This window comes from Nocardiopsis nanhaiensis, from assembly GCF_054778635.1.
In genome coordinates this window covers 93,338-115,833 of record NZ_BAAGZJ010000013.1, presented here as the reverse complement: position 1 = coordinate 115,833, position 22,496 = coordinate 93,338, and the positions used below count along the sequence as shown (strand labels likewise).

At 68.3% G+C, this 22,496-nt stretch carries 24 protein-coding genes, 1 tRNA gene and 1 rRNA gene; 19 read left to right on the top strand and 7 right to left on the bottom strand.

Translation table 11 applies throughout. The annotated features are described in order from the left end of the window. From rrf to ACYVD1_RS09055, 4 genes are all read left to right on the top strand, one after another. Nucleotides 1-112: ribosomal RNA gene (gene rrf / locus ACYVD1_RS09070) — 5S ribosomal RNA — on the top strand; the annotation flags it as partial. Nucleotides 113-419: 307 nt separating this feature from the next. Beyond that, nucleotides 420-1,463 (top strand): extracellular solute-binding protein, encoded by a 1,044-nt coding sequence (locus ACYVD1_RS09065; protein WP_460770222.1) that lies wholly within the window; start codon nucleotides 420-422, stop codon nucleotides 1,461-1,463. A 65-nt stretch (nucleotides 1,464-1,528) separates the two neighbouring features. Then, nucleotides 1,529-3,100 (top strand): ABC transporter permease, encoded by a 1,572-nt coding sequence (locus tag ACYVD1_RS09060; protein ID WP_460770218.1) that lies wholly within the window; start codon nucleotides 1,529-1,531, stop codon nucleotides 3,098-3,100. A 4-nt stretch (nucleotides 3,101-3,104) separates the two neighbouring features. After that, nucleotides 3,105-4,229 (top strand): ABC transporter ATP-binding protein, encoded by a 1,125-nt coding sequence (locus ACYVD1_RS09055; RefSeq protein WP_460770215.1) that lies wholly within the window; start codon nucleotides 3,105-3,107, stop codon nucleotides 4,227-4,229. 328 nt (nucleotides 4,230-4,557) lie between these two features. On the opposite strand, the gene ACYVD1_RS09050 is transcribed toward ACYVD1_RS09055, so the two are convergent. Further along, entirely contained in the window at nucleotides 4,558-4,866 is a 309-nt protein-coding gene (locus ACYVD1_RS09050; RefSeq protein ID WP_460747605.1) for a hypothetical protein, read from the bottom strand. A gap of 457 nt (nucleotides 4,867-5,323) precedes the next feature. Here ACYVD1_RS09050 and ACYVD1_RS09045 point away from each other — a divergent pair, with 457 nt between their 5' ends. From ACYVD1_RS09045 to ACYVD1_RS09035, 3 genes are all read left to right on the top strand, one after another. Then, nucleotides 5,324-6,157 (top strand): helix-turn-helix domain-containing protein, encoded by an 834-nt coding sequence (locus ACYVD1_RS09045; protein WP_460770213.1) that lies wholly within the window; start codon nucleotides 5,324-5,326, stop codon nucleotides 6,155-6,157. A gap of 189 nt (nucleotides 6,158-6,346) precedes the next feature. Next, nucleotides 6,347-6,469 (top strand): DLW-39 family protein, encoded by a 123-nt coding sequence (locus ACYVD1_RS09040; RefSeq protein ID WP_014912962.1) that lies wholly within the window; start codon nucleotides 6,347-6,349, stop codon nucleotides 6,467-6,469. Between the two features lie 263 nt (nucleotides 6,470-6,732). Continuing rightward, nucleotides 6,733-6,805: transfer RNA gene (locus ACYVD1_RS09035), tRNA-Ala, on the top strand. A 103-nt stretch (nucleotides 6,806-6,908) separates the two neighbouring features. On the opposite strand, the gene ACYVD1_RS09030 is transcribed toward ACYVD1_RS09035, so the two are convergent. Next, complete coding sequence (locus tag ACYVD1_RS09030) at nucleotides 6,909-8,072, bottom strand: tyrosine-type recombinase/integrase (RefSeq protein ID WP_460770211.1); 1,164 nt, start codon at nucleotides 8,070-8,072, stop codon at nucleotides 6,909-6,911. Then, entirely contained in the window at nucleotides 8,069-8,596 is a 528-nt protein-coding gene (locus ACYVD1_RS09025) for a hypothetical protein (RefSeq protein WP_460770209.1), read from the bottom strand. Before ACYVD1_RS09025 ends, ACYVD1_RS09030 begins: the two co-directional genes overlap by 4 nt. Nucleotides 8,597-8,726: 130 nt before the next feature. Between ACYVD1_RS09025 and ACYVD1_RS09020 the strand changes: the two genes are divergently transcribed. From ACYVD1_RS09020 to ACYVD1_RS08990, 7 genes are all read left to right on the top strand, one after another. Then, a complete protein-coding gene (locus tag ACYVD1_RS09020; protein WP_460770207.1) occupies nucleotides 8,727-8,930 on the top strand; it encodes a helix-turn-helix transcriptional regulator in 204 nt (67 codons plus the stop codon). After that, a complete protein-coding gene (locus ACYVD1_RS09015; protein ID WP_460770205.1) occupies nucleotides 8,927-9,823 on the top strand; it encodes a bifunctional DNA primase/polymerase in 897 nt (298 codons plus the stop codon). The genes ACYVD1_RS09020 and ACYVD1_RS09015 overlap by 4 nt, the downstream gene beginning before the upstream one ends. Beyond that, nucleotides 9,820-11,568: a DNA primase family protein gene (locus ACYVD1_RS09010; RefSeq protein WP_460770203.1), complete on the top strand. Its 1,749-nt coding sequence runs from the start codon at nucleotides 9,820-9,822 to the stop codon at nucleotides 11,566-11,568. The genes ACYVD1_RS09015 and ACYVD1_RS09010 overlap by 4 nt, the downstream gene beginning before the upstream one ends. A gap of 55 nt (nucleotides 11,569-11,623) precedes the next feature. Continuing rightward, nucleotides 11,624-11,806 carry a hypothetical protein gene (locus ACYVD1_RS09005; protein ID WP_460770201.1) on the top strand — a complete coding sequence of 61 codons (183 nt, stop codon included), beginning with the start codon at nucleotides 11,624-11,626 and terminating at the stop codon, nucleotides 11,804-11,806. Beyond that, on the top strand, nucleotides 11,787-12,563 hold the full coding sequence (locus ACYVD1_RS09000) for a hypothetical protein (RefSeq protein WP_460770199.1): 777 nt from the start codon (nucleotides 11,787-11,789) through the stop codon (nucleotides 12,561-12,563). Before ACYVD1_RS09005 ends, ACYVD1_RS09000 begins: the two co-directional genes overlap by 20 nt. A 127-nt stretch (nucleotides 12,564-12,690) precedes the next feature. After that, on the top strand, nucleotides 12,691-13,065 hold the full coding sequence (locus ACYVD1_RS08995; protein ID WP_460770197.1) for a phage terminase small subunit: 375 nt from the start codon (nucleotides 12,691-12,693) through the stop codon (nucleotides 13,063-13,065). Next, nucleotides 13,062-13,346 carry a hypothetical protein gene (locus tag ACYVD1_RS08990; RefSeq protein ID WP_460770195.1) on the top strand — a complete coding sequence of 95 codons (285 nt, stop codon included), beginning with the start codon at nucleotides 13,062-13,064 and terminating at the stop codon, nucleotides 13,344-13,346. Before ACYVD1_RS08995 ends, ACYVD1_RS08990 begins: the two co-directional genes overlap by 4 nt. A gap of 168 nt (nucleotides 13,347-13,514) precedes the next feature. Here the strand turns inward: ACYVD1_RS08990 and ACYVD1_RS08985 are convergent, their stop codons facing one another. Next, the gene (locus tag ACYVD1_RS08985) at nucleotides 13,515-13,751 is read right to left on the bottom strand and encodes a hypothetical protein (protein WP_460770193.1); all 237 of its coding nucleotides are present in this window, start codon (nucleotides 13,749-13,751) and stop codon (nucleotides 13,515-13,517) included. A 104-nt stretch (nucleotides 13,752-13,855) separates the two neighbouring features. On the opposite strand from ACYVD1_RS08985, the gene ACYVD1_RS08980 reads away from it, so the two are divergent. Further along, nucleotides 13,856-15,031 carry a helix-turn-helix domain-containing protein gene (locus tag ACYVD1_RS08980; RefSeq protein WP_460770191.1) on the top strand — a complete coding sequence of 392 codons (1,176 nt, stop codon included), beginning with the start codon at nucleotides 13,856-13,858 and terminating at the stop codon, nucleotides 15,029-15,031. Nucleotides 15,032-15,221: 190 nt separating this feature from the next. Here the strand turns inward: ACYVD1_RS08980 and ACYVD1_RS08975 are convergent, their stop codons facing one another. From ACYVD1_RS08975 to ACYVD1_RS08965, 3 genes are all read right to left on the bottom strand, one after another. Further along, the gene (locus ACYVD1_RS08975; RefSeq protein WP_460770189.1) at nucleotides 15,222-15,992 is read right to left on the bottom strand and encodes a DUF2637 domain-containing protein; all 771 of its coding nucleotides are present in this window, start codon (nucleotides 15,990-15,992) and stop codon (nucleotides 15,222-15,224) included. Continuing rightward, the gene (locus ACYVD1_RS08970; RefSeq protein ID WP_460770187.1) at nucleotides 15,989-16,504 is read right to left on the bottom strand and encodes a hypothetical protein; all 516 of its coding nucleotides are present in this window, start codon (nucleotides 16,502-16,504) and stop codon (nucleotides 15,989-15,991) included. The genes ACYVD1_RS08975 and ACYVD1_RS08970 overlap by 4 nt, the downstream gene beginning before the upstream one ends. 416 nt (nucleotides 16,505-16,920) lie before the next feature. Beyond that, nucleotides 16,921-17,553, bottom strand: coding sequence for a TetR/AcrR family transcriptional regulator (locus tag ACYVD1_RS08965; RefSeq protein WP_460770185.1), 633 nt, complete (start codon nucleotides 17,551-17,553; stop codon nucleotides 16,921-16,923). A 49-nt stretch (nucleotides 17,554-17,602) separates the two neighbouring features. Between ACYVD1_RS08965 and ACYVD1_RS08960 the strand changes: the two genes are divergently transcribed. The 4 genes from ACYVD1_RS08960 (at nucleotide 17,603) to ACYVD1_RS08945 (ending at nucleotide 22,267) form a co-directional block, all read left to right on the top strand. After that, the gene (locus tag ACYVD1_RS08960; protein ID WP_460770183.1) at nucleotides 17,603-18,910 is read left to right on the top strand and encodes a cytochrome P450; all 1,308 of its coding nucleotides are present in this window, start codon (nucleotides 17,603-17,605) and stop codon (nucleotides 18,908-18,910) included. A gap of 488 nt (nucleotides 18,911-19,398) precedes the next feature. Beyond that, nucleotides 19,399-20,556 carry a Rossmann-fold NAD(P)-binding domain-containing protein gene (locus ACYVD1_RS08955; protein ID WP_460770181.1) on the top strand — a complete coding sequence of 386 codons (1,158 nt, stop codon included), beginning with the start codon at nucleotides 19,399-19,401 and terminating at the stop codon, nucleotides 20,554-20,556. Further along, a complete protein-coding gene (locus ACYVD1_RS08950) occupies nucleotides 20,553-20,846 on the top strand; it encodes an NAD(P) transhydrogenase subunit alpha part 2 (protein WP_460770179.1) in 294 nt (97 codons plus the stop codon). The genes ACYVD1_RS08955 and ACYVD1_RS08950 overlap by 4 nt, the downstream gene beginning before the upstream one ends. Beyond that, nucleotides 20,843-22,267, top strand: coding sequence for an NAD(P)(+) transhydrogenase (Re/Si-specific) subunit beta (locus ACYVD1_RS08945; RefSeq protein WP_460770176.1), 1,425 nt, complete (start codon nucleotides 20,843-20,845; stop codon nucleotides 22,265-22,267). The genes ACYVD1_RS08950 and ACYVD1_RS08945 overlap by 4 nt, the downstream gene beginning before the upstream one ends. Nucleotides 22,268-22,496 lie beyond the last annotated feature (229 nt).

The following is a 22,496-nucleotide window of genomic DNA, read 5'->3' as shown; positions in this document are numbered from 1 at the left end:
GTGGTTTTGGCAGGAGGGTCACACTCGGTCTCATTTCGAACCCGGTCGTTAAGTCTCCTTGCGCTGATGGTACTGCCCTGTGGTGGGGTGGGAGAGTAGGTCGCTGCCACGGTTTTTCTTTGGGGGGTTGTTCCTGCGGGGGCGACCCCCCTTATTTTTTCACATGTGTTTCAATTTTTTTGAAATAGATTCAAGGGGTCACCCTTTCATTGGATGAACCTTTTTATTCTGTTCTCTATGTGAACAGTAGTACGCTTGGTGATCACCCTACTCCCGTGTAACATTGGTCACCTGCGTAAACATTGATTACCCACGTCTTGAATATTGTAAGGATAGCCTTTCCTGGGTTAGGCTCGCCTATGTTGTGAGCTCGGGCCGGCCGAGTCTTATGCCCGTGAACCTCGGTAGGAGAAGCCCAGATGAACACGATCCCCCAACGGTTCAAGCTCGCGCTGGTGGCTGTTCCCGTCTTCGCTCTGATGGCCGCGGCCTGTGGTGGGGACGGCAATGGTGGCGCCGCGTCCGGGGATGACGGAGCGGAAGACGCCATCACCATTTATTCCGGTCGCGACGAGGAACTGATCGAGCCGCTCATCGGGGACATGCGGGAGGCCACCGGCCTCGAGATCGATGTCCGTTACGGTGACACCGCCCAGATGGCCAACCAGATCCAGACCGAAGGCGACCAGACCAACGCGGACCTGTTCATCGCCCAGGACGCGGGTGCACTCGGACTCCTGGTTCAGGAGGGGCTGCTCGCCGAACTCCCCGGTGACATCACCGACCAGGTCCCGGATGAGTACCAGGACGGCAACGGTGAGTGGATCGGGCTCTCCGGCCGTTCCCGAGTCATCGCCTACGCCCCCGACAACGTCGACGAGGTCCCTGACAGCGTCCTCGACCTGACCGACCCCGAATGGGAGGGCAGGGTCGGTATCGCGCCCACCAACGCCAGCTTCCAGTCCTTCGTCACCGGCCTTCGGGTGATCGAGGGCGACGAGACCGCGGAACAGTGGCTCGAGGGCATGGCCGACAACGACGTCGAACTGTTCGAGAACAACCGTGCGATGTTCGACGGCCTCGAGACCGGCGACATCGACCTCAGCCTGAACAACCACTACTACTGGTACGAGCGCTTGAAGGAGACCCCGGACGAGGTCACTTCGGAACTGCACTACCTGCCTGTCGCTGACGCCGGAAGCCTCGTCAACGTCGCCGGTGCAGCCATCACCGCTGACGCGGCGAACGCGGAGGGCGCTCAAACCGCCTTGGAGTTCCTCATCGGCGAGGAAGCCCAGACCTACTTCACGGAGGAGACTTCCGAGTACCCGCTGGTCGACGGGGTTCCGGCCAACGAGGACCTTGAGGAACTGGACAGCCTGGAGCAGCCCGACATCGATCTCACCGATCTGCACTCCCTGGACGAGACCGTCGAGATGATCCGCGAAGCGGGCCTGGAGTGACGGACGTCCATCCTGGACGCACACAGCCGGAGTCGACCCTGAAGACGGGCGGCTCCGGCCGTGCCGTGTCTGTCCCCTCCTCCCTGCCGCTGTACCTGCTGGCCGGAACCACCGCCGTTCTGGCCGTGCTCCCCCTGCTGTACGTGCTCGTCCAGGCCTTCTCGGACGGGCCGGGCACCCTGTTCGACGCCCTCACCCGCGGTCGGACCGTTGAACTGCTGTTCAACAGCCTGGTTCTGACGGCGACCGTCACCGCGGGCTGTCTCATCCTCGGGATCGGGCTGGCCCTGCTGGTCGCCCGCGTACGGTTGCCCGGCGGCCGACTCTGGGCCCTGGTCGCCACGCTCCCCCTGGCCATCCCGAGCTATGTCGCCGCGATGGTGTGGATGGAGGCCGTCCCCGAGGTCCAGGGGTTCACCGGCTCGCTGATCGTCCTCACCCTGACCTGCTACCCCTACGTCTTCCTCCCCGTCGTCGCCGCGTTGAGCCGGGCCGACCGGGACCAGGAGGAAGTGGCGCGCTCTCTCGGACGCGGATCCCTGTACGTGTTCTTCCGGGTGACCCTGCGCCACGTCCAGCCCTCCGCCGCGGCGGGATCCCTGTTGGCGGCGCTGTACGTCCTCTCGGACTTCGGCTCCGTAGCGACCCTGCGCTATGACACCATCACCCGGGCCATCTACAACGATTACGCCAACCGGTTCGACATGGCGAGCGCGGCCTCGCTCAGTGCTCTCCTGGTCGTTGTCACCCTCCTGGTGCTGTGGGGTGAGGCACGGGCACGCGGACGGGCGCGCTTCAGCCGGGTCGGCGCCGGAGCGACCAGGCTCCGGCCGCCCAAGGACGTTGCCGGGGACCTCACCGCACACCTCTCCCCCGGTCCTGCCCGTACCGTACGTGGCCTGGTGAGCGGCCTCCTCGTGCTGCCGTTCGTCCTGGTGGCATCGGCCGCCCTGGTCTTCCCCGTCGCCAGTCTCAGCTACTGGATCGTCCGGGGTACCTCTGCCGGGTTCGACCTGCCCCGCATGACGGAGACCGCGCTGACGACGTTGGGCGTCTCCGCCGCGGCCGCGGTCCTCACGCTGGTCTTGGCGCTTCCCGTCGGAATCCTCGCCGCCCGCCACCGGGGCCGGATCCCCCGCCTGCTTGAAGGCGCCACCTGGATGGGCTATTCGATGCCCGGTGTGGTGGTGGCGGTGGCCCTCGTCTACTTCGCGGTCAATCACGCGTTCGCGCTGTACCAGCAGCTTCCGCTGATGATCTTCGCCTACGCGCTGCTGTTCCTCCCCGCGGCGGTCGGCTCGGTGCGCAGCGCGGTCGCCCAGTCCCCGCCCGGACTGGAGGAGATGGGGCGCTCGCTTGGCCGTACTCCCCCGCAGGTGTTCACCAGGATCACGCTGCCCCTGGCCTTTCCCGGCGTCGCGGCTGGCGGCACTCTCGTCTTCCTCACCTGCATGAAAGAACTTCCGGTGACCCTGATGCTGCACCCCACCGGGATGGAGACCATCGCGATGCGGCTCTGGAGCGCCACCAACGTGGGCCGGTTCGCCGAGGCAGCGCCCTACGCGATGATGCTCATCGTCCTGGCTTCGGTTCCCGCGTTCGTACTGGGCCGCAAGGCCACGGCAATGGAGAGGTGATTCCATGAGCGGTCTCGTCGTCGAAGGGGCGGAGAAGTCCTTCGGCCGCACCGGTGTACTGCACGGGGTCGACCTGCAGGTGCAGGACTCCTCGCTCGGTGCCCTTCTGGGCCCGTCCGGCTGCGGCAAGACCACACTGCTGCGGTTGGTCGCCGGGTTCGAACGGCTGGACGCCGGGACCCTCCGGATCGGTGACCGGGTGCTCGCCAACGGCCGGGCGGTCCACGCGCGACCAGAACGCAGGGGCGTCGGTGTGGTTCCGCAGGAGGGGGCGCTGTTTCCCCACCTGTCCGTGGCCCGCAACGTCGCCTTCGGCCTGGGCCGGAACTGGCGGGAGCGGATGGGCGGACGGGCCCGCCGGCGGGCCCGCACCGAGGAGGTCCTGGAACTGGTCGGGCTCGTCGGGTACGCGGACCGGATGCCGCACGAGCTGTCCGGCGGGCAGCAACAGAGGATCGCACTGGCTCGGGCTCTGGCCCCGGAACCCGAGCTCGTCCTGCTGGACGAACCCTTCAACGCCCTCGACCCGGCCTTGCGGACGGGGCTGCGCGAGGAGGTCCGGCAGGTACTGCGCACGGCCGGGGTCACCGCGCTGCTGGTCACGCACGACCCCGAGGAGGCGTTGTCGACCGCCGACAGCGTGGCGTTGATGCGGGAGGGCGAGGTCGTCCAGGCCGGGACGCCACGCGGGGTGTATGAGCGGCCGGGGGACGCGGGGCTGGCCAAATACCTGGGGGAGACAGTGGTGATCCCGGGGGAGCTGCGTGCCGGCCGGGTGGAGTGCGCGCTGGGCGCTGTGGAGGCTTACACGGTTGGCGACGCCGGAGAGGGGTCCGTGGTGCTGCGGCCCGAGCGGATCGATTTCGCCCTTGAGGGTGAGAGCGGCTCAGGGGAGGGGGTGCTCGGCCGCGTGGCCGACGTGACCTTCGCCGGGCACGACAGCGTGGTGCACCTGGCCGTGGAGGGGTCGGGCACACGCGTCAGAGCACGGTCACACCGTCATCCCTCTCCCGAGATCGGTGCACAGGTGTGGATCCGGGTCTCCGGGGAGGTCGCCTTCTTCACGGGTGAGGCCGCGCAGGCGCACGGTTGGGAGAACCGGTCGGCGGTTGCGGCGGGCCACCACTGAGGAAGCCCGCCACGTGGCCGAGGCCGGGGCACCTGAGGGTGTTCCCGGTGTCGGGAGGCCGGGAACGGTGACCGCCACCGGCCGGAAACCGTCGAACACCGCCTAATCGTCGTCGGCCTCCGGCGTTTCGATGAGTTGCCGCAGCAGGGCAACGAAATCGTCCTCGCTCATTGCCGACCAGTCCACGTGCTCGTTCATGTTCAGCGGTCTCCCCAAACTCCGCACCGATAAGCCTCTGAGGGCGGCATTGGTTCGAGAAGTCTGGGTTAACAACGTGTTGGCGCAGGTGGGGGAGCTGGCCGGAATAGGCCCCGGTGTTCTCGGTCCGTCAGACGCGCTGTTGGAGGGCGCTCCGGCACTCGGGGCAGCGGCAGCGCTTGTTGTACCCGGTGACGCTGCCGTGGGGCAGGGAGGGGTCGCGCTGTTCGGTGAGGGTCGCGTCGAGCTGTTCGCCGAAGGGCTTGAGGACCCGGGCGGTGGAGAAGACCTGCTTGGGGTTGATGCCCAGCTCTCCGGCGGCGTCGTCGATGTGCTTACCCATGCGGAGTTTCGCGATGAGGCGTGACCGGGTGCTAGGGGGCATCTGGGCCTCCGCGTTCGCGATCAGCTGCTCGGCGTCGTCAATCGGATAGCTCATGGGTTTCCTCTACATGTACGGGTACGCCCACCGGGGCGGGCACCTCAAGCATCGTACGCGCTTTGGCCCCGCAAGTATCGGGCTGAGACATACGTGACATGAAGCTACAATCCCCGCAGTGCGGGCCTTGCTGCTCGCACATCCCGCCCGTCGCACGTGCCGTACACCCCGCGGGACGCCCTCCGAGACGTCGGCCCGGGGTTCTCCGGAAGGGCCGGACGGGGCCCCTGGGGGCCGAGAAAAGGGTGTTGGGCGCTCACGAGTCATGTGACTCCACTGTACGCAACTCCAGTTACTAATCGTAACAAAGCGCGAGTTTTCTTGATGTCCAGTGCGCCCTATCCCGCCGCTAATGCATCGAAACGGCCGCACTTTTCTAGAAACTCATTGCTAGATGCTAGGCCTCGTGTTTCGCTGGTGGCATACCCTCAACACTCTGCGTCATTGGATCAGTGTTATGACCAGCCCCACGGTCCGCCGGCGGCGACTCTCCGCCGAACTCCGCCGCCGCCGTGTGCAGGCCGGCATGACCCTCAACGACGTGGCGGAGGAGCTGGAGTGGTCACCGGCCAAACTCGGCCACATCGAGACCGGTATCCGGAAGTGGCCCTCGGTCATGGAGATCTCCGCCCTGCTGCGGCTGTACGGGGTTACCGGAGGGCAGCGCGAGGCGATCCTGACCCTGGTCCGCGAGTCGCGGCTGCGCCCCTGGTGGACCGAGTACGAAGACGTCCTCTCCTCCGCGTACGTGGGAAACGAGGCCGGCGCGGTCTCCGTGCAGTCCTACGCGGGCATTCTCGTCCCGGATCTCCTCCAGGTCCCCGACTACACCGCGACGCTCGCGCGCTCCCTCGGTCATGGAGAGCACGGAGCCGAACGCATGGTCGCCGCCTACCTCAAACGCCAGGAGATCCTCGACTCCGGCTCCCTGAGCCGCTACCACGCGGTCATCGAGGAGGACGCCCTCCAACGCGTCTCCGGCGATCTCGGGCTGTTGCGCGCCCAGACCCGCCGGATCGTCGAACTGGCGACCGAGTCCGAACGGGTGACCATCCAGCTCCTGCCGACCTCCGCCGGCCCGCACCCAGGCCTCGCCGGGCCCTTCTCGATCCTGGAGTTCGAAGAGGACGAGGCGGACCTGGCCTACGTCGACGCCACCCAGGGCGGAGGGATTGTCGAAGCCGAAGAATCGGTCCGCTCCTGCCGGAGGGTTTGGGAGCACCTCACCCGGATAGCGGCATCACCACAGGCCAGTGTGGGGATTCTGCGCCGGATGGCGCTCTTGACCTAGTCGGACGGACCCGCCGCGGGGGCGATCCGGGGAAGAAGCCGGTGTGAATCCGTCCACCGTGGCAGGGACCGCCCGCCGTGGCTTGCTAGTCTGCTAGGTGACAACCTCATAAAGTTGGCCATGGAGCCCTCGCCTCTAGGCGGGAGCCCGTGCGTACGACCGGTTTTCCAAGAGAGAAAGGTCCGGACAGTGAAGAAGATCATCGTTCTGGCACTGGTGGCCCTCGGGGCTTTCGCCGTCTACCGCAAGATCCAGGCGGACCGCGCAGAGCTCGACCTGTGGACGGAAGCCACCGCGGCCAGCGAGAGCTGATCAGCGGATCCATCTGGCCACCGATCGGGGGCCGGGAGGTTACCAACGGGTCGTCGGTGAACACCCACGAGTGTCACCGAGCGTCCGTATCAGAGTGACACGAAGACGTGGGTGGGCCGACAATCCCGTGGTGCGACCCACGGCTTTGTGCTGTGTCCGGTCCCTGGTCGGCCCACGGGCGCCGAAGCTCCGGCGCCGTGACCGGGGCCGCTTCCCGAAGCGGGTATGCTCTCCTAGGTGACCAGGTCCCAGACCCGGTCCACGGGGCCATAGCTCAGCTGGCAGAGCGCCGGTTTTGCATACCGGAGGTCAGGGGTTCGACTCCCCTTGGCTCCACAGCGGAAAACAGCAGATCAGGCGTAGTAGACGGGGGCTCCCAACGGGGGTCCCCGTTCGCTGTTTCCGGGGTCCGGTACACATTTAGTACAGGGGCGCATGGTCAGGCCGCCTCTCGGAGCGCTGCCGACCGCTTCGCCGCCATCCGGTCGGCGACCTCGTCGAGCCGGTCGGGGAACAGGTGCCCGTAGTGGTCGAGGGTCATCGTCGCCGTCTTGTGGCCGAGCATCGTCTGAACGACCTTCACGTCGGCCTCGGCAGCGATAGCGAGCGACGCAGCCGTGTGCCGCAACCGGTGTGCCGTGACACCGAGCTCGGCAAGGCCAGCGGCAGTCACGGCAGGGTTGAACACCCGGCGCCGGAAGTTGTCGTACCGGAGCGGACCGCCCTTGGGCGAGGTGAACACCCAACCGTCCCCCAGCTTGCCGTCGACCACCGCGCGCAGCTCCGGCACGAGGAAGGGCGGCACGGGCACCGACCGCTGTTCGTGTGTCTTGGGGGTGTCGAGGTACACCTCGCCGCCGTCCCGCCCAAACGCCTCGACGACCCGGATGCGGCGCCGATCGAGGTCGATGCTACGCACACGGATAGCGGCAGCCTCGCCGTACCGCAGGCCCGTGTAGGCGAGCACGAGTAGGAACGGCCGGTACTCCCCTGCCGCCTCGGCGAGCGCCTCGACTTGCCGGTGGTCGAGGTAGACGTGATCGCTCGCCGGGATCCGGGGGAGCTTGACCCCGGTGGCCACGTTCACGGCGACCTTGTTGGAGGCCACCGCCGAGTCGAGCACCATCGACAGCACCCCGTAGATCTTGCGCACCTGCGACGCGCTGAGCTCGGCGCCCTGTACACCGGGGGAGTTGACCAGGTCGCCCACCCATGTCACGACGTCGTCGCGCTGGATATCGGCCACGGAGACACCGCCCCACCGGGGGAGTACGTACAGGTCGAGGTGATCCCGGTAGCCCCGCCTGGTGGAGCGCTTTAGGTCGTGCTGGGCCGAGTACCAGGCCTCGGCGACCTCGGCGAGTTTCCTGCGCCCCTCCTTGGGGTCACGGTAGGTGCCCGCGGCGAGCTGGGACTCTAGGTCGCTGCGGCGGCCCTGTGCTTGGGGCTCCTTCTGGAACGTCTCCGCGCGCATCCTGCCTTGGGTGTCGTAGTAACGGACCCGCCACCGGCCGGGCGGTCGGCGCTTCGCTTTCCTGGCTGCGGCTGCCCGGGCGCGGTAGTCCGCGTGGTCGGCGCGGTCCTCGATCCATACACGCTTCACGTGTCGTCCTCCTGATCGCGACGTCCTCGCTTGTCCTGCACGTTGAGAATCCCCCGGTCCCGGGCGCGGGTGATCCATCGGTTCGCCGTCGACTTCGGTAGCTCCAGAGAATGAGCGACCGCCTGGACCGGTGATTCCCCGAAGATGAGGGCCACTTTGTACAGGTAGGCCACCCACTCCAACGCGCGTGTGGTGGGGCCGCCCTCGGTGATGTCGCCGGGGATCGCACCCATGTTGAGCGTGGTGAAGCCCTGGAGAGCAGAAGCCACCCCCATGTTGAGTACGGCCTGTACGGGAACCGATCGCAGCGCCTCGCCGGTGATCTCGACACCTTGGGGTGCGGTGACGGTTAGAGCTCGACACTCATATCGACCGCTGCTCGAGCTGTAGTCAGCCCGCATCGTGACGTCGTAGCCGTTCACTTCGCTGCCCTGGATGTTCACGGACGTCGGCACCCGCAGGTTGTTGCCGAGGTCGATGATCGGGTTCTCACTTGTCAGTGGCGGCTTGCCTTGAATCTTCATGGGACCCATCGTGACGTGATGAGAAGTTGAGGTCAAAGCTTACTCACATATGAGTCAGTTCCGTCAAGAGTGGTGGATTACCATTGTCGGTGATACTGTCCCGTCAAGACAGGTCAACGAAAGGATGGTCATGGCCATGGACTCAGGACAGGTCCGCCTGTTGGGTGCAAGTCAGCTTTCCGAGTACACCGGAATCCCGGTGCAGACTCTGGCGAACTGGCGATGGCGAGGTGAAGGGCCGCCCTGGTTCAAGCTCGGGCGCCATGTGCGTTATCGGATCGCCGAAGTGGAGAAGTGGCTCGACGACAACGCCCAGGGCGGTGCCGCCGCATGAGGATCGCGCACAAGAAAGCCCGCCCCGGTGCGATCGGGGCGGGCGAGGAGTCGAGCGGCCAGCAAGCCCAAACGACTGCTTACACCCTACAGGCCGCCCTCGACCTCGCCGCCCGCTCCTGGCCGGTCTTCCCCTGCGCCCCGGGCGCCAAGGAGCCCCTCGGCGCCCTCGTGCCGCACGGGGTCAAGGACGCCACCACCGACCCGGCACGGATCACCGACTGGTGGACCCGCTGCCCCGACGCGAACGTAGCCATCGCCACCGGCGCCCCCGCGGTCGACGTATTCGACGTCGACAACAAGCCCGACGGCGACGGATTCGACGCCATGGAGCGGGCCAAGATCGCCGGACTCCTCGCCGGAGCCTGCGCCCTCGTGCGCACCCCCAGCGGGGGACTCCACCTCTACTACGCGGGCACCGGCCGAGGGTGTGGGGCGCTGCCCAAGCACTTCCTGGACTTCAAGGCCACCGGAGGATACGTGCTGGCTCCCCCGTCGGTGGTCGATGAACGGGACCGCAAGGCCAGCACCGACCCCGGGCGCCGAGGCCCGTACACCCTGCTCCAGGAGCGCAAGATCCCGCCGGCCGAATTGGACTGGGAGGCCATCAAGCGTCTGCTGTCCCCGCCGGCGCGGCCGCGCGCGCCCCGCCGGCCAACCGCACACACCGGAGAGCTTCCCCTGTGGGTCACCGATCGGCTGGCCGAGATCAACGTGCCCGACCGGTCCGCGCACTTCCACAGCATCATCGGTGCCTGCCACCGGGCCGGACTCTCCCAGGACCAGGCGGTGGACCTGGTGGCGCCCTGGTGCGAAGCCGTGAACAAGTACGAGGGCCGGGTGGCCACCGAGGTGACCCGCTCCTGGGCCAAGATCGAAGGAGGCGCGGCGTGAACCTGGAAGACTTCGACCAGACCGGAGAAGCACCGCCGCTGGCCGAGACCAGTTCGCCCGGCGTGCCCATGGAGGTCGCCGACGACCTTATGCAGGCCTGGCGGTACAACGGCACCGCCCCCACGCTGCTGCACTGGCGCGGCACCTGGATGCGCTGGGAGGGCCCCCACTGGGCCGAGGTGGAAGACCGGGAGATCCGTTCGGACCTGTACCGCCGGTTGCAGCACGCCACCTATACCCACGTCGGGAAGAAGGACGGCGAGGAGGTCACCGAGGAACGCAAGTGGGCACCCAACCGCGGCAAGATCGCCAACCTCACCGAGGCCTTGGCCGCGATCACGCACCTGTCCGCAGGCATCGACGCCCCGGCACGGATCACCAGCACCCGCAGGCGCGCCTCCGGCACACCAAGGCCGATCGTGGCGTGCACTAACGGGCTGCTGCGCCTGGATGACCGCACGATGGCCGCCCATGATCCGCGGTTCTTCAATCTGGTGTCGGTGCCCTTCGCCTTCGAAGCCGAGGCGGCCGAGCCCAAGAAGTGGCTGGAGTTCCTCGCCCAGCTCTGGCCCGACGACCCGACGTCGATCGAGGCCCTCCAGGAGTGGTTCGGCTACGTGCTCTCGGGCCGCACGGACCTGCACAAGATCATGCTCATCGTCGGACCGGCCCGGTCCGGGAAGGGCACGATCGGGCGCATCCTGGCCGCGCTGGTGGGCAAGGGCAACATGGCTGGCCCCACCCTGGCGAGCATGGCCACGAACTTCGGCCTGTCGCCCCTGCTGGGCAAACCGCTGGCCGTGGTCTCCGACGCCCGGCTGTCCAAGACCGACGGTCACCAGGTCGTCGAGCGGCTCCTGACGATCTCGGGTGAGGACACCATCGACGTGGACCGCAAGTACCGCGACCCGTGGACCGGCCGGTTGCCCACCCGGTTCCTGATCCTGTCCAACGAGCTGCCCAAGTTCGGCGACGCCTCCGGGGCGATCGCTACCCGGTTCCTCGTGCTGACCATGAACAACAGCTTTCTCGGCAACGAGAACACGAGTCTGACCGATGAGCTGATGGCCGAGCTCCCCGGGATCTTGAACTGGGCCCTGGATGGCCTGGCGCGGCTGATCGAGCGGGGCAATATCCGTGTCCCGGACTCCTCCACCGACGCCGTGGTCTCCATGCAGGACATGGCATCGCCGGTGTCGGCGTTCGTGCGCGAGTGCTGCGTCAAAGGTCCCGATCACGAGGTGCTCGTCGATGACATGTGGAAGGCCTGGAAGGCGTGGGCCGAGGACAGCGGAGTGGGGCGCGGGAACAAGTCCGCTCTCAGCAGCAATCTGTCTTCGGTGGCCCCCCAGGTGCGGGTGTACCGGCCGCGCGGAGCAGACGGCAGCCGCCTGCCGCGCCACTACCAAGGCATCGCTCTAGTTGGCCCTACAAAAGACGATCAGGCGGTCCAGGCGGACCAGGCGGACCGGAGCAGCGCCCCGCCCCGGCCTGGACCGCCTGACGGTCCACCTGGACAAGCCTTTGACCTGCATGGACCGCCTGGTCCGCCTGAATCCCCATTGTGGGGCCACCAACAGCACAGCGGAGGGCAGGACCCGTCACCAGGCGGACCAGGCGGCCGCGTCTCCGGCCAAATCGCGGAGTGCAGGACTCCCGGCTGCCCCATCCGCGTATCCCTCGCCGACTGGCCCAACGGATGGTGCTTCGACCACCAGGACGCCGAACAGACCGACGCGGCCTGACCCGCCCCCGGGGGCGCCCGGCCGGGCGCCCCACCAACCCACCGAGGAGGACCTCATGATCAACAACCGCCACTGGTACCCGCGCGGTGAACACCGACCCCGCGGACCCGCCGGAGAGACCGAACCCGCCGAACCCGCCGCCTACTCGCGCACCAAGACCATCACCACGTTCGGCATGACCATCACCGACAACACCATCCCCATGAAGGAGACCAACGATGACCACGAAGACCGCTAACCAGCACAACCCCGAACACCTCGAAGACCAGGCCGCCACACTCGCCCGCCAGCTCGCCGACGCCCGCGCCCGCGCCGAGAAGGCCCGCGCCAACCTCGACACCGCACGAGAGAGGGCACTCACCGACTTCTGGCAGAACCGCATCACCGCCTTCTACGACCAGGTCCGACCCCAGGTCGCCCAGGCATGGCACGAGTTCACCCGCGCCGTCACCGGAGCCACCGAGGACGACACCCTCACCGCATGGCGCACCTACGCCAAGGCCCGCGCCCGCGCCCGCGCCGAACACAAACTGATCAAGCGGGAGGCCACCCGCCGCAGCCTGGGAGGTGTGCGCCCCATGCTGGCCCTGCCCAACGGGGGATACACCGAGTGCATCACCCTGGTCCTCAACGAGTGGGAAGAAGCCCACCACCCCGCCTACGCCGACCAGCTGGCCACCACCGCAAAGCAGGCGGGCGAGGCCGCCGAGGACCAGGCCCGCACCCAGGGCAAGGTGCCCGACGCTCAGAAGATCGTCGCGCGCTTCAAGCTCGGACCGACCGGAGTCACACGCGACCTCGGCACCTACCCGGTGGTGCTGCGCAACCCGGGCGACGGGCGCGAGGTGTACTTCCGTGATGGCCGCTACGACGCCCTCGACGCCGACACTGCCGAGCTCATCCGCCAGCACGCGCGCACCAAGAAGATCCGAGAGATCAACGCAAACGGAAAGGTGATCAACGACTTCGGCAACAAGTTCACGTCGCGTCCGTGACTCGCCGCGGCACCCGGGGGGTGACCCACTGCCCTCCGGAGCCGCCGGGTCGCCGGGGAGGTCGCCCCGGCCTGCCTGTACCAGCCGACCTCAACGAGCTAGCGGTTTTGATCAAGGAAGGTGACCGATGCCAGCGAGGAACGCGGCCAAGCCGCACAGCCGGGCGCACCGGCGCCCGGTCTCCGCAGGAGCGCGGGCGGCCCTGGTGGACCTGCCCGCGGCCGGGTGCGAGCTGCCGGTGCCCCCGCTGCCGCCGGGGCGCGAGTGGAGCGTGGCCGAGGCGGGGCGGTGGGAAGAACTCTGGCAGTCGCCGCAGGCCACCCAGTGGGATGACACCGTGCGGGGGACAGTGGCGGTGCTGATCGTCTATGAGTCGGCGATCCTGGCCGGGGAAGCCTCGGCGTGGATGGCCCAGGAGGCCCGGCATGCCGGGGAGGCTCTGGGGTTGACCCCCAAGGCCATGGCGGCGTTGGGGTGGCGGATCGTCGAGGCCGTCGAGTGAGCGCCCGTCGCCGGGCGCGTGCGGCCGCGGTGTCGTCGGTGCCGTTGGTGGAGGGGGTCCCGGCGCCTGCCGAGCTCCTCGACCCCTTCCACACGGTGTGGCACCACCAGGGCCGGTACCGGGCGTGGATGTCTGGCCGGGGGTGGTCGATGCCTGCCGCGGAACGGCTCGGAGTGGCCACCGAGGCGGAGAACCGGCGCCGGGCGGCCTGGGCGGGGTGGGTGCGGGAGCAGGGGTGGCCGCTGGATTGGAGCCTGGTGGTGGTGTGGGGCCGGTTCTGACAACGGGGCCACCGGTCCCTGTCCGGTGGCCCCGTAGGCCCGGCTGGCGCGTGCACCGGGCGAGGCAGCCGCGCCCCGTCCCCCCGGTTCGGGGCGCGGCCGATTGGACCCGCACGCCCGCCGGGGAGACAACCCCGCACATGGGATAGGTGGCGGACGTGCGGGCGTCTATGGGTGCGCGGCGCTCTTGTCCGTCGGGCGCGCGAACCGCTGGGTGGGGAACTCCAGCGAGGCGATGAACCGTTCGAGGCTCTCCTCGATCACGGTCGGCGCGGTGTCCGGGTTCGGGTCCCTGTGAGTGGCCACCCACAGGATTCCGTTGCGGTGGATGGTGTAGGTGTCGCCGTAGTAGCGGCGAAGCGCGTCGAGGGCTTTACGGGCGGCGTCGCGTTCGGAGGAATCCATGCCTCCCATCGTTGGGTTCGCCGGTTCCCCCTTGGGAGATGACCAGTGGTGACTACTCTGGCTGTCACCAGTCACCGCCCCCCAGTGGCAGGGAGCGCCCCCCGATGAACGACTTCGCACAACAAGCGCGGCAGGCCCTCCAGGACCGCAGCATGTCCGTTCGGGCAGCGGCACGGGCCACCAACTACGATCACGCCTATCTCGTGCGGGTGCTCGGCGGGAAGCAACGCCCTTCGACCGAGCTCGCCCAGGCCCTCGATGATCTGGTGGACGCCCAGGGCGAGCTTGCCGCGGCTGCCGCTCCCGTGCCGCGGCTGCCGGTTCCGGCGCTGCCGCTGCCGTCCCTGGCTCCGGATCATGACCTGTATGAGCGCATGGTGAAGGTGGTGGCCAACCCGCGCCGGGTCGATGCTCCGGCGGTGGAGTGGCTCGACCGGTGCTTGGCCGAGCACCGGCGCGTCGAGGACACCCTCGGCAGCGGCCCCGTGATCGGGGTGGTGCGCTCCCAGCTGGACACCGTCGAGGACCTGGGCCGCCATGCCCGCGCCGGGGTGCGTGATGATCTGGTGGCGCTGACGTCGCAGTACGCCCAGTTCATGGCGTGGATGTGCAACGACCAGGGCGATAAGGCGGCAGCGCTGGCCTGGTTCGACCGCTCCCACGGCTGGGCGTTGGAGGCCGCAGACGCGAGCATGGCGGCGACCACGTTGTCGATGAAGGCGCACATCGCCTGGAGTGTCGGCGACGGGGAGCGGTGTGTCCGGCTGGCCCAGGCGGCCCAGTGGCACGAGGGGCACGTCTCCCCCGGTATCGCTGGGATGGCCTCTCAGATGCAGGCCCGCGGCCACGCTCTCCTCGGTGAGACCGATGCCGCCCGGCGCCGCCTCGACCGCGCCGAGGACCTCATCCGGGGCGCCTCGGAGCGCCCGGAGGATGAACCGGACTGGATGTACTTCTACGGAGACACGTGGTTCCTGGGCCAGCGGGGGATGGTCGAGCTCGACCTCGGCGACGGGTCCGCTGCCGTGCCCCTGCTGCGGGGTGCACTGGATGGGTTGTCGGGCCACTACCGGCGCGACCGGGCGTGGTTCGGGTCGTGTCTGGCCAAGGGGTACACGCTGGCCGGTGACCTGGATGCCGCGGCCGAGGCGGCCCGTGCCGCTGCCGGTGACGCGCTGGCGGTCAACGCCTACGCGGTCGATCAGCTGCGGGAGGTCGCCGAGACCGTGGCCCGGCGCGCGCCGCGGGTTGGGCGCCAGCTCGCCGAGGCGCTGCGCTGACATCCCACGCTGGGTGGCGCGTTTCGCGACCCCCTCGGAGGGGTCCACGACAGCGTGGACCCCTGGCCCAGGTTTGCGGCCCCCTCGAAGGGAGCTGCAAACCCAGAGTTCGTGCGTCACGTTCATCGTGACGCAGGTTCGCGGGTCCCTTCCAGGGACTCGCGAACCCTCCGAGTCGGCCCCGGACACCTCACCCGCTCTGGCACTCTCGGATGCGGGTCCGCCCCCACGATGCGGAGCGCCCGAACCGTTCGGCGAGCTGCCTGCCGGTGAGCGGCACGCCCTGGGCGAGGGCGGCACGGTAGGCCTGCCGCGCCTGCTCCCGTTCGTCTCCAGGCTCCTCGGCGGTGTCGACGTCGAGGGCCTGGGCGTCGTTGAGCGGCACGGTCACCGTGTCGTTCGTGCCGCTGGCGGCAGGCACCGGCACCGGGGCGGCATGGGTAACGAATCGTTCCCCTTCCACGGGATCGGCAGGGGGTCCGATTCGTTCACCCCCTTCGGCCGGGGCGGCAGGGGGCGGCACAACGTGCCCACCCTTCTCGGCGGGGGCGGCAGGGGTACCCAGATTGTGGGGACCCTTCTCGGCGGGGGAGGCCAGCGCCAACGAGGACACCAACAGCAGCCCGTCCACCGACAGCGGGAGCAGGTGCGCCACCAGCGCGGTTTCGCCGTAGGACAGCAGGAGGTCTCGCATGTGCCCGTAGGACACGATGGCGGCGACCCCGGCGACCACGGCTGTGCCCAGCCAGCGGAGCGTGATGATCCACCACGGGCCGGACTGGCGGGCACGGGTGACCAGTTCGGCGACCAGCAGGAGGGCGACGGGCGCCCATCCGGCGGCGATCAGGCGGCCGAGGTCGGTGGGGCCGTCGTTGTCGAGGGCGTGCAGGACGTTCGCGCCGATCGAGACGACGGCGCCGGTGGTGAAGGCCAGCCAGGCCACAAGGGTGCCGCGGTTCACCGGTTCACCGCCTCGGCGGGGCGCCGGGTGATCTCGGCGGTGATCTGGCCGACCAGGTCCGCGGGCAGCTCCTCGGTGTGGTGGAGCGCCTCGACCCGTTCGGCCGGGGTGAGGTCGGCGTTGAACACGAGGATGACGACCAGGGCGCCGTGGTGGTCCGCAAGGCGGCACAGGAGCGGCAGCCGAGTGGGAAGCTCCGCGGCCGACATGGCCACGCGGGTATCGGGGGTCGGGGCGAGGGGCAACCGGCCGCGCGCGGAGTCGAGGGCGGCCAGGGTGCTGTCGCCCAGCTCGGCGGAGTCGGCGACCTCGGCGAGGGCCTGGGCGACGCCCGCGAGGGTGGTCTCCTCGTACCGGTGGGGGCCGGTGAGGTCGTTGTGCACGTAGGTGATGGTGCGCCGGTGCTCGGTGGTGAGCGGGTGGTGGTCGAGGACGACCTCGAGGATGCCGCGAGCGTGGCCGACCGCCTCGATCACGGTGTCAGGGACGGTGCGGTGGATAAGCTGGTTCATGGTTCGGGCCTTCTGCAGAGGCCCGGCCGCTGCGCCCGATCAGGTGGACAGACCTGGTCGGGCGCCCCGCTTTGCAGTACATATTTAGTACAGGTGGCAACGGGAGGCCGGGGTATGTAGCGGGATTTCCAGTGACCTGTTTTTCGAGGTCAGGAGCGATCCGCTGCCATCCCCGCAGGTGGGCGCACCTCCGGAATGAGATTTGCATACCGGAGGTCAGGGGTTCGACTCCCCTTGGCTCCACAGCGAACAACAGCAGATCAGACGTAGTGACGGGGGCTCCCAACGGGGGTCCCCGTTCGCTGTTTCCAGGGCCTGCGCCGGATTTGGACCGGACGGGTAGGGGCACGGGTCACGCCGCCTCTCGGAGCGCGGCCTACCGCACTTTGGCGGGACCGCGAGAGCGCGCTACCCGCCTACGGCACCTTCGATGCTGCGATATGCATGCCGGCCGCACCGGCCGCGAGAATGTAGGTCGCCGTGTGCTCGCGGACCACGGGATCGGGAGCCGAGACCTGATCGAGCAAGATGCCGTCCATGACTGCACAGACGAATCGGGCGGCCGCCAGTGAATTGGGCCCGGGTAGTGACTGGGCAACCTTGGCCACGAATCGATTCCTGGCCGCGGTGACGATCGCCTCCTGGCGCGGCTTCCCCGAGGCGTCGAGATACAGGTGGAATCGCGCTCGGACGTGATCGGGCCGCGCCAGCATCGCCTCGGCCACGGTCTGGGCGCGCCGAAGCAAGGCTCCGTCATCTCCGCCTGCAGCTGCCTCTCGCTCGGCTTCGGAGATCGCGTGCACGAGCGGGAGCTCCAGGGCCGCCAAGTGGTCCAAGACGGCTTCGGCCAGGGCGTCGGAACTGCCGAAGTAGTACTTCGTCGAACCCTGCGCCAGGCCGGCACGCTGTTCGACCTTGCGATGTGTGAGGCCGCGCATGCCGGCATCGGAAAGCTGCGCGATCGCAGCTTCGATGAGGGCGCTGGTGGCAGCGCGGCGTTGCTCTGGTCGACGGACTCGACCGCCGTTCCAATCTGCTGTATCTTCCACAGTTATGGAAGATATCGCATCCTGTCGGTCCAGAGCGGGGGACCGGCTCGTGAGGCGCGTCACCCGAGGTGACCGCTTTGTTCGGCGCCGGCTGGGTCAGCAGCGACTCGTCTACCTCCTCGGCCCCGAGGCCAACGCGCTGATCTTCAGGCATGACGAGTGGTTCCGTGCCCGCGAGGCGTTCGCACCGCTGGAGATTGTGGACGGGCCCACGTCGGTGGTGCTGTCGGACGGGGAGGATCACGCCCGCCGCCGTGGGCTGATCCGACCCGCCGTCGCACCTCGGCGTATCGACGGTTACCTGCAAACCATGGCCGACGCGGCCGATGAGAGCCTCGAGCGCATCCGCCCTGGCGAGACCTTCGACGCATACGCGGTACTGCGCAGCGCGATCCGGCGCTCGACATTGCGCGTTCTGTTCGCCGGGAGAATGGCTCACTACGCCGACGAACTGGGTGAGACCCTGCAGCCACTGCTCGACCTCACCGACAAGCTCCCACAAGTGCTGGACTGGCACCGACGCCTGCGCACCCCGGCATGGCGACGCGCGATGATCGCCCGCACCGCGATCGACACCTTCGTGGGTCGCGAGATCGAACGAGTGCGGGTGGCAGCCCCGGCGGGGCAGGGCGACGGAGCCGAGTCCACACCGCACGGCCCGAGCGACGATCAGCAGACCGGCGCCGTACTGCCCCTGCTCGTCCACGGCCGAGACGGACAGGGCTCGGGGCTGGATGACCAAGAGATCCGTGATCAGGTGGTCACGATGATCGCCGCTGGGTACGAGACCACCGGCGCGGCGATGGGATGGATCGTCCACCTCCTCGGGCTACATCCCGCCTGGCAGGCCCAAGCACGCGATGAGGTCGCATCGGTACTCGTCGAGCGGGCGCCCGGTCCGGACGATATGGACCGGCTGCAACTGGTGCGGGCGATCGTCTCTGAAGCTCTGCGTCTCTACCCGCCTGCCATGGTCTCGGTTCGGTATGCCGTCGAGGGCTTCGAACATCACGGGGGACAGGTCCGGCCGGGCGACTTGGTGATCTTCAGCCCATACGCGACCCACCGGGATCCGGATGTGTACCGCGAGCCGCTGCGGTTCGACCCGAGCCGGTGGCTGGACAAGCCTGCTCCTACTTCCAGTCAGTTCATTCCGTTCGGGGGCGGCAAGCACCGGTGCCTTGGATCGGGGCTGGCGACGGCGGAGCTCACCGTGATGCTGGCACGCCTCCTGCGCCGCGGGCCCTTCACGCTCGACCGGCCGCCGACCAGCGCTCGAGGATTCGCCGCGATGCGCCCCTACCCCGGCGTGGGGATCACGTTCCAGGATCCCTCGAACCAGCCCCGCGGCGGCTGAGGGCGGGTGCGGAGGGCTATTGATCCTCCACTATCTCGGCTCTGCTCGCGCGTGACCCCAGACCCCCGGGCCAGCCGGTGAGGCTTCAGCCCCCAGCGGTGGCGGTGGTGGGGTCGATGGTGGAGTGGACCATGCTCACCCGACTGACGGGGAACCCGCCACGATCGGCGTGCTCGCGCACAGGCGTGTCATTGCGGTCCTCCCACGGGATCGCTCGCGGAGATCCCGTAGCCGGCGCCGACGAGCGGACACGGCGTCCCCGGCTTATTCCAGGGCTGCTGTCCGCGGCTTGCGCTGTCGGCGTCCCCGTTCCTGTTGTGCCCTGGTAAATATGTGGTCTGGGTCTCTCTTTGGGTGGGTATGAACCCTTGGTCCGTGCCAACGACAGCCTCGTCTGTTTCAGGTGACGAGGACCAGGCCTCCCCCTATCTCCTACCCCCAACCCCTCACGGCCTCTGTCGCTGGCTCACCGAGGAATCAGGTGATGTATGCGATTGGCTTTCGCACGATCAGACGACCCCGATGACGGCAGGGTGGGAGCGACACCGGAGAGTGTCGCCACCCTGACCGGACGCGGTCTGGAGGTGGAAGTCGAAACGGGGGCCGGCAAGGGGGCCGGCCACTCGGACCAGGACTACCGAGACTCAGGAGCCGTCATCGTCGACGGCGACACACTCTTCGCCCGGGCAGAGACGGTCGTGACCGTGGTTCCGCCGTCCGCCGAGCGGCTCGCGACGATCGCGGAGGGCGCGACCCTGATCGGGCTCCTGCGCCCGGTCCACGGAACAGACGTGGCCCGAATACTGGTGGAGCGCCGGGCCACCGCGATCGCGATGGAGCTGGTGCCGCGCATCAGCAAGGCCCAGTCCATGGACGCGCTCTCATCCCAGGCTGGGATCGCCGGGTACAAGGCTGTACTCATCGCGGCCAACGGGGTCGACAAACTCTTCCCCCTGTCCATGACCGCGGCCGGAACGGTGAAACCGGCCAGAGTGGTCGTCCTGGGAGTCGGGGTGGCGGGCCTTCAGGCGATCGCCACCGCCAAGCGCTTGGGCGCCACGGTGAAGGCCAACGACGTCCGGGCCGCCGCCGCGGACGAGGTGAGCTCGCTCGGCGCGGACTTCGTCCACATCCCCGGGGTCACCGACCAGGCCGAGGGCGCTTACGCGAAGAAGCTGGGCGAGGAACTCACCCGGGCGCAGCACGAGGCCCTGGCACCCCACGTCGCCCAGGCCGACGCCGTCATCTGCACGGCGCAGATCCCCGGGCGACGGGCGCCGACCCTGCTCACCGCCGAGATGGTCGAGCGGATGCCGACCGGCTCGGTGGTGGTCGACCTCGCGGCGGAGGACGGGGGCAACTGTTCCCTCACCGACAGCGGTGGCCCGGTCGATCACGGCGGGGTGCGGGTCATCCCGGCCCCGCAGTTGGCACGCAGCCTTCCGAGCGAGGCCAGCGCCCTGTACGCCCGCAACGTCGTCAACCTCCTCTCCAGGATCGTCACTGACGAGGGAGAGCTGGACGTCGACGCGGACCCGGAACTCAGCGGGTTCGTTCTTGCCAAAGACGGTGAGATCCGCCATGAACCGGCCGTGGCCGCGCTCGCGTCCGCCGGGTCGGCCGACTCGATGGGGGCCGCCTCATGACCGGCACACTCGTTCTCGCCGTCTACGTCTTCGTGCTCGCCGCCTTCCTCGGGTACGAGTTGCTCACCAAGGTGCCCCCGATGCTCCACACCCCGCTGATGTCGGGCGCCAACGCCATGTCCGGTGTCGTGGTGATCGGTGCTCTGGTACTGGCCGGATCCACGACCGGCGCGACCGCGACGGTCTTCGCTGGGCTCGCCGTGGCCCTGGCCACCGCCAACGTGGTCGGCGGCTTCATGGTCACCGACCGCATGCTGGGCAGCTTCACCACTGGAAGGAGCAAGGAATGATCGCGGTGGAGCTGGTTCAACTCTCCTACCTGGTACCGGTGGCGCTGTTCGTCCTCGGGCTCAAGCGCCTCTCCAAGGTGCGCAGCGCGCGCCGGGGAAACTTCATGCTGGCGGCCGGCATGCTTCTGGCCGTAGTCATCACCCTGGTGGAGATGGGGCTGGTCGACTACACCTGGATTATTTCCGGGATGGTCGTCGGAGCGGCGGCCGGAGTGGTGATCGTGGTTCGCGCTTCGGCCACTTCCATGCCACAGGTCGTGGCGCGCTTCAACGGCTTCAGTGGTGCCGCCGCGGCCCTTGTCGCTCTGTCCTTGTTCTGGGACAGGGTGGTGGCCACGGACACTGGCGGGACACCGCTGAGCACCCTCGGCGTGCTGGAGTCCATCGCCCTACTGATCTCTGTGGTGATCGGAGCCGTGACCTTCTCCGGGTCGATTCTCGCCGAGGCCAAGCTGTGGGGGCGCCTGAGCCGCCTCAGCAGGGTTCCAGGGCGCGCTCCGCTGCTCGTCGCGGGGTCGGTGCTGGGTGTGGTCTCCGCGGTCATGGCGCTGGCCCTGACGGACGTGCGGTTCGCGGCCCTGGCCATCCTCGGCCTGCTGGCCCTGAGTCTCGTGGTGGGCTTCCTCGCGGTCGCACCGGTCGGCGGCGCGGACATGCCGGTGATGATCTCACTGCTCAACTCGGTTTCCGGTCTCGCGGTCGCCGCGAGCGGCTTCGCGATCGGCAACACCATGCTCATCATGGGCGGCATCATCGTGGGCGCCGCGGGTCTCATGCTCACCCAGATCATGTGTGTGGCCATGAACCGCACCCTGCTGAGCGTGTTCGCGGGAGGTCTCGGTGACGGGGCGGCCCTCGAAGGCGGCAGCGACACCTACGAGAACGTGGTCGGCTCCGATCCGGAGGAGGCCTCGATGGTCTTGGAGGTGGCCCGGAGCGTGGTGATCGTTCCGGGCTACGGGTTGGCGGCTGCCAGAGCCCAGCAGGCGGCGGCCGACCTCGCCGACGTCCTGGCGGACCAGGGCGTGGAGGTGCGGTTCGCCATCCATCCGGTGGCCGGCCGCATGCCGGGCCACATGAACGTCGTCCTGGCCGAGGCGAATGTGCCTTACGAGCGGCTTGTGGAGATGGAGCGGATCAACCACGACTTCGCCAGCGTCGACGTGGTGATCGTTGTGGGGGCGAACGACGTGGTCAACCCCGTGGCCAACGCGGCCACCGGTTCTCCGATCGCCGGGATGCCCATCCTCGACGTGGAGAACGCCCAGCGTGTGATGGTGGTGAAGCGAAGCCTCTCCCCCGGATACGCGGGTATCAAGAACGAGCTCTTCGAGCGGGACCACTGCACGATGCTCTTCGGGGACGCCAAGCAGGTCCTGGACGACCTTGTGCGTGAGCTCAAGGCCAACGCCCCCGCCTGATCCCACCCCTGCCTAGTCCCTTCCACTAGACCCCGCCGTCCGGTCGTTCCAACGGCCGGACGGCGGGCCCCGAAACAGGGAAGGGAAATCCAAATGGGGGTCCATGGTCCGATTGAGGGGGTGGTCTCTGCCCTCAAGAGGACAATTATCCCTGGTTTGCGTCGGTTTCTCATGGTTACTAATCAGTAGTTCCGGGGTCGTTTGTGCGGGTGGGAATTGGGTGGCATGT

What these genes read in the sequence shown, in the direction of transcription:
- ACYVD1_RS09065 (WP_460770222.1), top strand. Translation starts at nt 420, where the DNA reads ATGAACACGATCCCCCAACGGTTCAAGCTCGCGCTGGTGGCTGTTCCC.
- ACYVD1_RS09055 (WP_460770215.1), top strand. Translation starts at nt 3,105, where the DNA reads ATGAGCGGTCTCGTCGTCGAAGGGGCGGAGAAGTCCTTCGGCCGCACC.
- ACYVD1_RS09050 (WP_460747605.1), bottom strand. Translation starts at nt 4,866, where the DNA reads ATGAGCTATCCGATTGACGACGCCGAGCAGCTGATCGCGAACGCGGAG.
- ACYVD1_RS09045 (WP_460770213.1), top strand. Translation starts at nt 5,324, where the DNA reads ATGACCAGCCCCACGGTCCGCCGGCGGCGACTCTCCGCCGAACTCCGC.
- ACYVD1_RS09025 (WP_460770209.1), bottom strand. Translation starts at nt 8,596, where the DNA reads ATGAAGATTCAAGGCAAGCCGCCACTGACAAGTGAGAACCCGATCATC.
- ACYVD1_RS09020 (WP_460770207.1), top strand. Translation starts at nt 8,727, where the DNA reads ATGGCCATGGACTCAGGACAGGTCCGCCTGTTGGGTGCAAGTCAGCTT.
- ACYVD1_RS09015 (WP_460770205.1), top strand. Translation starts at nt 8,927, where the DNA reads ATGAGGATCGCGCACAAGAAAGCCCGCCCCGGTGCGATCGGGGCGGGC.
- ACYVD1_RS09005 (WP_460770201.1), top strand. Translation starts at nt 11,624, where the DNA reads ATGATCAACAACCGCCACTGGTACCCGCGCGGTGAACACCGACCCCGC.
- ACYVD1_RS09000 (WP_460770199.1), top strand. Translation starts at nt 11,787, where the DNA reads ATGACCACGAAGACCGCTAACCAGCACAACCCCGAACACCTCGAAGAC.
- ACYVD1_RS08995 (WP_460770197.1), top strand. Translation starts at nt 12,691, where the DNA reads ATGCCAGCGAGGAACGCGGCCAAGCCGCACAGCCGGGCGCACCGGCGC.
- ACYVD1_RS08985 (WP_460770193.1), bottom strand. Translation starts at nt 13,751, where the DNA reads ATGGATTCCTCCGAACGCGACGCCGCCCGTAAAGCCCTCGACGCGCTT.
- ACYVD1_RS08980 (WP_460770191.1), top strand. Translation starts at nt 13,856, where the DNA reads ATGAACGACTTCGCACAACAAGCGCGGCAGGCCCTCCAGGACCGCAGC.
- ACYVD1_RS08970 (WP_460770187.1), bottom strand. Translation starts at nt 16,504, where the DNA reads ATGAACCAGCTTATCCACCGCACCGTCCCTGACACCGTGATCGAGGCG.
- ACYVD1_RS08955 (WP_460770181.1), top strand. Translation starts at nt 19,399, where the DNA reads ATGCGATTGGCTTTCGCACGATCAGACGACCCCGATGACGGCAGGGTG.
- ACYVD1_RS08950 (WP_460770179.1), top strand. Translation starts at nt 20,553, where the DNA reads ATGACCGGCACACTCGTTCTCGCCGTCTACGTCTTCGTGCTCGCCGCC.
- ACYVD1_RS08945 (WP_460770176.1), top strand. Translation starts at nt 20,843, where the DNA reads ATGATCGCGGTGGAGCTGGTTCAACTCTCCTACCTGGTACCGGTGGCG.